The sequence below is a fragment of the Rhodoferax sp. GT1R46 genome (assembly GCF_056521285.1).
The window spans coordinates 1-8,816 of sequence record NZ_JBWMBC010000017.1 but is presented as its reverse complement, the minus strand read 5'-3'; the positions used below and the strand labels follow the sequence as shown (position 1 = coordinate 8,816).

Annotated in this window: 7 protein-coding genes; 4 read left to right on the top strand and 3 right to left on the bottom strand. The window is 55.9% G+C overall.

The genetic code is table 11. The annotated features are described in order from the left end of the window. Nucleotides 1-613: 613 nt before the first annotated feature. Complete coding sequence (locus AC097W_RS20840; RefSeq protein WP_479604551.1) at nucleotides 614-1,405, top strand: sulfite exporter TauE/SafE family protein; 792 nt, start codon at nucleotides 614-616, stop codon at nucleotides 1,403-1,405. A gap of 468 nt (nucleotides 1,406-1,873) precedes the next feature. On the opposite strand, the gene AC097W_RS20835 is transcribed toward AC097W_RS20840, so the two are convergent. After that, entirely contained in the window at nucleotides 1,874-2,995 is a 1,122-nt protein-coding gene (locus AC097W_RS20835) for a hypothetical protein (RefSeq protein WP_479604550.1), read from the bottom strand. 574 nt (nucleotides 2,996-3,569) lie between these two features. Beyond that, nucleotides 3,570-3,815, bottom strand: a complete 246-nt coding sequence (locus AC097W_RS20830; protein ID WP_479604552.1) for an ATP-binding domain-containing protein — start codon at nucleotides 3,813-3,815, stop codon at nucleotides 3,570-3,572. A 269-nt stretch (nucleotides 3,816-4,084) separates the two neighbouring features. Between AC097W_RS20830 and istA the strand changes: the two genes are divergently transcribed. Together istA and istB are read left to right on the top strand one after the other, a co-directional pair. Next, nucleotides 4,085-5,611: an IS21 family transposase gene (istA, locus tag AC097W_RS20825; RefSeq protein ID WP_479604549.1), complete on the top strand. Its 1,527-nt coding sequence runs from the start codon at nucleotides 4,085-4,087 to the stop codon at nucleotides 5,609-5,611. Nucleotides 5,612-5,658: 47 nt separating this feature from the next. Further along, nucleotides 5,659-6,423, top strand: a complete 765-nt coding sequence (gene istB / locus AC097W_RS20820; RefSeq protein ID WP_479604548.1) for an IS21-like element helper ATPase IstB — start codon at nucleotides 5,659-5,661, stop codon at nucleotides 6,421-6,423. 49 nt (nucleotides 6,424-6,472) lie between these two features. On the opposite strand, the gene recD is transcribed toward istB, so the two are convergent. After that, entirely contained in the window at nucleotides 6,473-7,807 is a 1,335-nt protein-coding gene (gene recD, locus AC097W_RS20815) for an exodeoxyribonuclease V subunit alpha (protein WP_479604547.1), read from the bottom strand. Nucleotides 7,808-7,994: 187 nt separating this feature from the next. Here recD and AC097W_RS20810 point away from each other — a divergent pair, with 187 nt between their 5' ends. Then, nucleotides 7,995-8,678: an NUDIX hydrolase gene (locus tag AC097W_RS20810; RefSeq protein WP_479604546.1), complete on the top strand. Its 684-nt coding sequence runs from the start codon at nucleotides 7,995-7,997 to the stop codon at nucleotides 8,676-8,678. The last annotated feature ends 138 nt before the right edge of the window (nucleotides 8,679-8,816 follow it).

Here is an 8,816-nt window from a genome sequence, read left to right as displayed (position 1 = left end):
CCGGCCAGCACCGGGTAATTGAATGACTGAAGTGTGCACGTGTCCACCTTATTGAAGTGGACACCATGCTCCCAACTATTGCCGCCTCCAACAAGATGGGTTTGCCGCGCGCTTACCATTGAACTGCAAATCCGCTTTTCGTCGCAATCCTGTAGCCGTGAGAGGCTGGAAATGTTTCGGTTTGTAGAATGTTTGCCCGCGTAGGCACGCCGACGGCATAGCGATCACCGCAAATGGTGGGCCTCGCACAAACCTAAGCACTTCCTGACGCTCTCAATTGAGCGCGTTCAGCGCAGACATCCACAAGATAATGGAGCACATTGGAGTCGATAGCCAAGTCCGCACATTACCTCGGCACGCGGGCCACCGTTTTGCGATCACCGTGGCGTGCAGGCGGCTTGACAGGTTCATACGCAAAGATTTTGGGGGAGGGACAGGAAGGCAGGGGCCCCTCAATTACCGGTAGAAAAGTATTCAATCAAACCATTTATCGTTCATTAATGGGTGACGGAATGTCAAATAAAGTAGAGCCTATGGAGAAACCACGCCCTGCCCGGTCTGCCGTGATTCGCGACGTGCTGAAGCCACCCAGTTTAAAAGACGGCTCGCCCGTATGACGACACTGGACATCGTGCTGATCGGCGCAGGCGGACTAGCCGCCGGTGCGGTCAATGCCATCGCCGGCGGCGGCACGTTTTTTTCGTTTCCGGCGCTGCTGGCCGTGGGATTGCCTCCGGTGGTGGCCAACGCCAGCAACTCGGTCGCGCTGTGGCCCGGCAGCTTGAGCGGTGCATGGGCCTACCGGCAGGAACTGGCACGCTACAAACGTTATCTGCTGCCGATGGGCATCGCTTCCTTTCTCGGCGGTGCTGCGGGCGGGCTACTGCTGTTGGTTGCTGGCGACGCGCGTTTTGCTGCCCTTATTCCCTGGCTGCTGGCGTTTGCGACGCTGCTGTTTGCCTTCAGCCCGCAGCTGTCAAAAGCAATAAAACGGATGCGCTCGGCGCCGGCTGAAAAAGCTGGCAAGGAGCACGGCACCGGCTCGCCCTTAGGCTGGCTGGTGCAGTTGCTGGTGTCGATTTACGGTGGCTTTTTTGGCGCGGGCATGGGCATGGGCATCTTGATGATGGCCAGCCTCGCGATTGGCGGGCATGAAGACGTGCAGCACATCAATGCCCTGAAAAACCTGCTGTCGGCGGTGATTTACAGCGTGACGGTCGTGACCTTCATCGTCGCCGGTGCCGTCAGTTGGCCGCAGACGTTGGTGATGCTGCTGACGGCCAGCCTGGGCGGCTACTGGGGCGCCCGCCTCGCGCGCAAAATCCAAGGACCGTGGCTGCGCCGCATGGTGATTGCCGCGGGAGGCGCACTGACGGCATATTATTTTTACAAGGCGCGGGGCTGACCCGGCCGCCGGCTTTTACTTTAGGGTAATGGCGACTAGGGATCTGCTGATCTACTCTATGAGAAAAGTCTCACGAAAAGTGTCACAGTGAGCGCAAAAAAGACAAAAGGGTTAGCAAGCGCTAACCTGCTAACCCTCGTCAATTCTGGTCGGGTGAAACCGCTCTAAAGATGCCTTGAAACCCTCATGGATGCTAGGTTTTATCGTTGAGATATTGAATTTGTTCCCCCGTCTGTTCTCCCGCTTTGCCTTTGGAACCCCGTTTTTGATCACCTTTTGCCGGGTGTCTCCTAAATTGGGAATTAGCGATAAATCAAAGGGAACCAGTCGGTTTTCAACAACAGCCCGCCAGACTTTTGATGCCCCCCCACATGCCAGCAACAGGCCAAGACCAGCCATACAAATATCTAGACAGCGGTCATTCAAATCAAATGATTTCGAACTTTATCGTCTGACAGCGCGGCCAATTCAGGCCGCGGCAAGGTCAACTTTAGACATTGGTATGGCGCTTTCCATGACGATCGTTAGCATGACGTCCTGAGCTAGTACATCTTTTCCTGCATCTAGCGCCTCCTGAATTGCAACCCCAAACATGAGGGGCCACTCTATGGGTTCTTTGGAAAACATTTTGGCGACAGGAAATAGAACCGGCCATAGCGCCTTTAAATAGTTAATTGGGGTATCGCTTGTGACGAGACCGTCAGGAAGGCGGGGAATACCAAAGGAATCGCCCCCTACGCTTGAGGCTACGTGGGCGAAAATGCTATTGATATCTGGCAGTGTCTTACACCCATTTTTCTGTGCAGCTCCTCCCGCAAGTCCCCACACGGAATATTGCGATTCGGCTAGCGCTTGGTTTAACGGGTCGCCAAAAAAATATGTTCCCCCATCCTTACCACTAGCTGTAACGAAGGCGCTTGTTTCGGGCAACCCTTTTGCAACGGCTTGAGCGCGGAGATTTGCCTGGCACGAATAACCGGCGAGGGCCCCCAACGCGCACAACAACGATTCAATGTGAACACCACGATCACCCTTCATGCCATTCAGAATTCGTTGAAAAATCTCCTTCCCACCTAACTTTGCACCTATCAATGGATCTGTTGTGCGTCTTTCGTCAATAGCACGCAATAACGATTCAGTTGCTGGATCTGCATGTGAAACAGGCTTGTGTGTAACTGGGTTCCGTTTTGCCCCGGCTGACTGGTGAAGGCGTAGTCCATGATCGATTGGGGCAAAGTCGGTAAGCCCACTTTGAAACTCTTCAGACTCAAAAATTGCTTTAGGAATAAATACACTTCCGAAAAACCCTACAGCGAAACCGTCGCGATCAAGTACGTTAAGCGTAAATCCTTGTATCCCCCCGGATGCAAGTCGTGATGAATACTGGGATATCCCGCTTACGGCGGTCCATTTGACTGTATTTTTTAGGCCGAAAGATCCTCTCCCCTTTATTCCCTCCTTGGACAAAACGACCCACACACGATTTTTGGCAATGAAGTACGCGCACGTAAACGCAAGCGCTAGTGATATCGAGAGAAAAGCTATAAAGCCGCCTCGTACACCATTCGCCTCAATTGCTGCGGCGATCATCGACCACCGCATGCAGCCCAGCAGATGCACCGATAGCATTTTTCACAAAAGTGATAGCCGAACGTGATTGAACAATATCCTGTTGCCGTGTCAGGAACCAGGTTGCCAAAGGGTGCAACGGCCACCCTGAGCGGGGATGGCGGGCTTGAGGGGTGAAAGCAGAATTGTGGGATGGATGGCTTGGGTCATGTCATTTCCTTTACTTGTTTTTGGTATGTCACAGCCACGGCTTTATGGCTGCGAGGAAAGTAGTGTGAGCTTCCACGGGCTCACTGAGTGACACCTGCGAGCTGGTCGTTTAACCAGTCGTTTTTGAGGCTGCAGAACTATTGATAAATGCCGGCCATCAGTCGCCGGTCGAATCGCCCCGAGCTTACACAGACGAGACGGACCCGCTGGCCACGGAACGCGCTGAGATGACCGCGCTTGTTGGCTGGAACGTCCATAAGGCAGGACTGGCCGATTTGCGTCAAGTGGTACGGTCGTATTGGCTTAGGCTTTGGCCCAGATGCCAGTCGGAGGTGTGAAGCAGTTTCATTCGAATCCCTATATTTCCAATTTCATTTCGTATTTTTTATTTAGCAAGAACCTGCCGCAATCCACCACTGCGCAGCACCTTGGACTCAACCGTGCGCCACAGAACCGCCATTTCAGGCACCACGAAGGTCAAGCGCGTTTTACTACGGGTAATGCCCGTGTACAAAAGCTCCCGAGTCAATACGGCCACAGGTGTGTTGGGCAGAACCAGACAGACATGGTCGAATTCAGAGCCTTGGGACTTGTGCACGGTCATGGCAAAAACGCTCTCGACACCATCCAGACGCGACGGCAGAACCCAGTGAATGCCGCCCTGTCCGTTAGGGAAGGCAACTCGCAGCTGGGTATTCCGGGCGACCGTGACCGGTCATTCCGGCGGATCGTGACCGACGATTCCGGTTTATCGTGAACACTGATTCTGGTCGATCGTGACCGATTTTTGGGTTTGACCGGAATCACCGGTCACGATACCGGAACGGCATAACGCAGCGTGTGATGTTGCGCATATTTCCATAACCCTCGGGGTAGCCTCTGCAGCTTTGCTGGAGTGGCATGCCCGATACCCGAAGGATCAATATGCGCAAGATAAGGGACGTACTACGTCTCAAACTTGAAGCCCACCTCTCCCACGAGCGAACCGCCGCCGCCCTGAACATCTCCAAAGGCGTCGTCACCAAGTACGTCACGCTGGCCACAGCAGCAGGTCTGGACTGGAATCAAGTCCAGGCACTTGATGACACAGCGCTGCACAACCGAATGCTGGGCACATCCCGGCGAGTCAGCGGTTTCGTGCAGCCCGACTATGGCCGAATACACCAGGAGTTGCGACGCAAAGGCATGACGCTGATGCTGCTTTGGGAGGAGCATGGCGCCCAGCATCCGGACCAAACCACCCACAGCTACTCCCAGTTCTGCGAGAACTACCGCCGCTACGCCAGGACCCTCAAACGCTCCATGCGCCAGATCCACCGCGCCGGCGAGAAGCTGTTCATTGACTACGCCGGACCCACGGTTGAACTGAGCGATGGCACTCGCGCCCACATCTTTGTGGCTTCTTTGGGTGCATCCAGCTATACATTCGCTTGCGCCACACCACGTGAGACCATGGCCGACTGGCTGGGTGCTACCGCGCAAGCCCTGCGTTTTATTGGCGGTGTACCCCAGCTCATCGTGCCCGACAACCCCAGGGCTTTGATTGCCAATGCAGACCGCTACGAACCCAGGGCCAATGAGACGGTGCACGACTTTGCCCGGCACTATGGCACCTCGTTCCTGCCAGCGCGTCCCTACCACCCGCAAGACAAAGGCAAGGTCGAATCAGCCGTGCAGGTGGTGGAACGCTGGATATTGATGCGACTGCGCCACCAGCGGTTTGCCACGGTCGATGATGTCAACCAGGCCATTGCACCGCTGCTGGAGCAACTCAATGCCCGCGCGTTTCAGAAGCTGCCGGGCAGTCGCGCCAGTGCATTTGCACAGCTCGATGCCCCAGCCCTGCAGCCCTTGCCGGCACAAACCTGGGAGCTTGCCGTTTACAAGACCGTGCGGGTGCACATTGACCAGCACATCGAGTTTGAGGGCCACCGCTACAGCGTTCCGCAGTCGCTGGTCGGGCAAGTCCTGGAAGCCCGCGTCACGGCACGCACGGTGGAGTTACTGCACCGGGGCCAGCGTGTGGCGTCCCACCTGCGCTGTGCGCACAAGGGCGGCTTCACCACTGTCCCCGAACACCTGTCTGCCGCGCATCGCGCCCACATGCAGTGGACGCCAGAGCGGTTGATCCACTGGGGCAACAGCATTGGCGTGGCCACCGGTGCGTTGGTGACACGCCTGCGGGAAACACGCAAACACCCCGAGCACGGTTACCGAGCCTGTCTGGGCTTGCTGGCATTGGCCAAACGCTTTACCAGGCCGCGGCTGGAAGCGGCTTGTGCGGTGGCGCTGGAATTGGGCACCACCAACAGCTCGCATGTACGCGACATCCTGGTCAATGGGCGTGATCAGGTGCAGCCCCTCACCACACCAGAGTGGACCAGTCCGCAGCATGCGCATGTGCGTGGCCCTGGCTACTACCAATGACAACAGCAACAAACAATACGACAACCATAGCGACAACGTACACACCCATGATGATGAACACGACGATTGAACAACTGCGCGCTCTGCGCTTGGCCGGGATGGCCTCGGGATTGGAAGAGCAACTCACCCAGGCGGGCATGACGGCCATCAGCTTTGAGGAACGCCTTGCGCTGCTGGTGGACCGTGAAGTCCACTGGCGCAATGACAAGCGCCAAACCCGACTACTCAAGGATGCCAAGCTGAAGTACAGCCAGGCCAGCATTGAGGATTTGGACACCCGCGCCGGGCGCGGTGTGGATCGCAAGGCGGTGATGAGTCTGGCTTTGGGTGACTGGATTGACAGTGGTCACAGTGTGTTGATCACCGGCCCCACTGGCGCCGGCAAGTCCTGGCTGGCGTGTGCACTGGCCCAGTACGCCTGCCGCCGGGGGCATTCGGCATATTACCAACGGGTGCCCCGGCTGAGCGAAGAGCTGCGCATTCGCCATGGCAACGGTACGTTTGGCAAGTGGTTGATCCAGTTGGCGAGGACGGATGTGTTGCTGCTTGACGATTGGGGCATGGCCGGCATTGATGCCCAGACCCGAGCTGACTTGCTGGAAATCATTGATGACCGTGCTGCAGCGAAGGCCACCATCATCACCAGCCAGCTACCGATTGAGCATTGGCATGCCTGGGTGGGCGACGCCACGATCGCGGACGCCATTCTGGACCGGGTGATGCAAAAGAATCACCGTTTCACCCTGACGGGCGAGTCACTTCGTCAGAAGCCCAAAGCAAGCAAAAAGGAGGTCCATCCAGACCCATCGTGACCGACACCCCTACAATTTAGATGCGCAACACCGCACGCTGCGCCACCGGTCACGATCGACCGGAATCAACGGTCACGATCGCCGGAATACACAGCAGCCCAGTGGCATGCGGCAAACACAGGCCCACATCACCGTTCATCAGTGATAGGTTGTAGTCATTGCGCGTCACCATGACCGGTCGCCCGGCGTACCAGCCCTCGTCATTGAATCCCAGGCTTTGCGCGATGCGCTGATTGAGCAGGTGGACACCCCATGGACCATCACGTACGGCGCAGAGCACTTGAAACTGCGCGAAAGCCTTCAATGCCATCAATGCACGTTCGTCAGTACAAGGCTCCGTTCGTAACGCATGCAACTGAGCCAGCCACTTTGACCAACCACCTTTTGCTAAATCACTTAAACGATCATCGTGCGGAGATGTGCATTGAAGTCTGTCAACGACAGCGGCCTTGTCCTCAGTGCTCACTGTATTCACTGTACCCACTGCAGTTTCGGGGGTAGTACGCCACAGCCGCTTAACTTCCTGCACATCACCGGTGTTGACCGCTTTGGCCCACAGCCCAATACCGCTGTCGTCCTTGAATCGTCGGCTGTACCGCAGCATCACCGTTTGCTGGGCAAGTTCCCCGCCATTTCCCGCAAAGGCTCCCAGATCGCATCCAGTCACGGATTGAATCCATTCCACCGTCTGGAGGTTGTAAGCGCCCGTGTCCGCCCCTTCACACAACTGTGCCATCACCGCACCAGCTTCGACGGATGCCAACTGGTCTTTGTCTCCCAGCAAAATCAAACTGGCTGTCAACGGCACGGCAGCCAATAGTCGTGCCATCATTTCCAGATCGATCATGGACGCCTCGTCGACGATGACCAGATCAACCGCTAGCTCGGGTGATTTCAAATCAACCTGATCGGGACGAATCTGTAGCAGTTTGTGCAGAGTCACCGCCTTGTCAAAATTTGCCGGACGCATCTCGGGGGGCAACTGATCGACGGCCGTTGCAATGGACTCCCCCAAGCGCGCAGCGGCCTTGCCGGTGGGTGCAGCAAGAGCGACCCGTAGTGAACGACCGTCTTTCTTGGCACTGGACTGCAATAGCGCCAACAAGCGCACCACGGTGGTGGTCTTGCCTGTGCCTGGCCCCCCGGTAATCAGCGTCAAGCGCTTTCGTGCTGCCAGTGCGCACGCGACCTTCTGCCAATCAAGACCAATACCAGGAGGTCCATCCGAGTCATTGCCGGAGACCGGCTTTGGAAACAAGGCATCCAGCATCTGGGAGAGGTTCTCTGGAACATCACAGCTTTGCTGCAAGCGCGCGTCGATTGCAGAGCGGATGCTCTGTTCGGCCTGCCAATTGCGGCGCAGATACCGTGGGGAGGTGTCCATCCCCCACCATTCGCGCCATAGCCCAACTTCTGAAGCATGGCATCCAGCTTCCCGGCTTGCCCGTGAATATCCCCAATGACGTCGTATTCCATTTCAAATTCCCTTCATTCGATAATTGTTCGTTGCTTCATGCAACTAAGTATACTCATGTTAGTTGTATGATGCAACTAACAAACGAAAAGTAGCAATGTCCAGCACCATCAAGTCCTACCCGATGCCGTTTACACGACTGGAGCTATGCATCCTTTCAGTCGTCGAAAGAGAACTGTGCGTTTTGCTCGGCAAACGCGAAGAAGAACCCGCCAAGGGACTTTGGGCAATGCCGGGAGGAGTGTTGAGGATTGACCTCGACAACACCCTTGAAGAGGCTGCTCAAAGAGTGTCGGAAGAAAGAATCGACGTACGACTTCCCTATCTGAAACAGCAATGTGCCGTGGGTGGACCGGGTAGGGACCCTCGCGCTCCATGGTCATTGAGCGTGGTTTATCGGGCGTTGATACCCGGAGACAATTTCTCGCCAAAAGCCGGAAAAAGGTTGACCAATTTGAGGTGGACACCGGTCAAAGAGGCATCCCAGGACACCGGACTGGCCTTTGACCATCAGTTTCTGATTGCAGCTTCGGTGAAAGACCTCCGCGGTGAAGTTGAGGCAATGGACCTACCCTTTGACTATTTCCCGCGTGAATTCACACTTGGGGAGCTACAAACGGAATGCGAGTTGCTGTTGGGATACAGCCTGGACAAATCGAGTTTCAGGCGCAAGCTTGATGATAGAAAAATTGTCAGGGCGATCGATGGCGAGTTCAAGCGTGGTGCTAACCGACCTGCTCAACTATTTGCAAAGTCAAGTTTGGCGATGTTGAAAACCTGATGACCTATCTGTTTGTCATAGCAACGTAAGCGCGCGGCAAACCCATCTTGTTGGAGGCGGCAATAGTTGGGAGCATGGTGTCCACTTCAATAAGGTGGACACGTGCACACTTCAGTCATTCAATTACCCGGTGCTGGC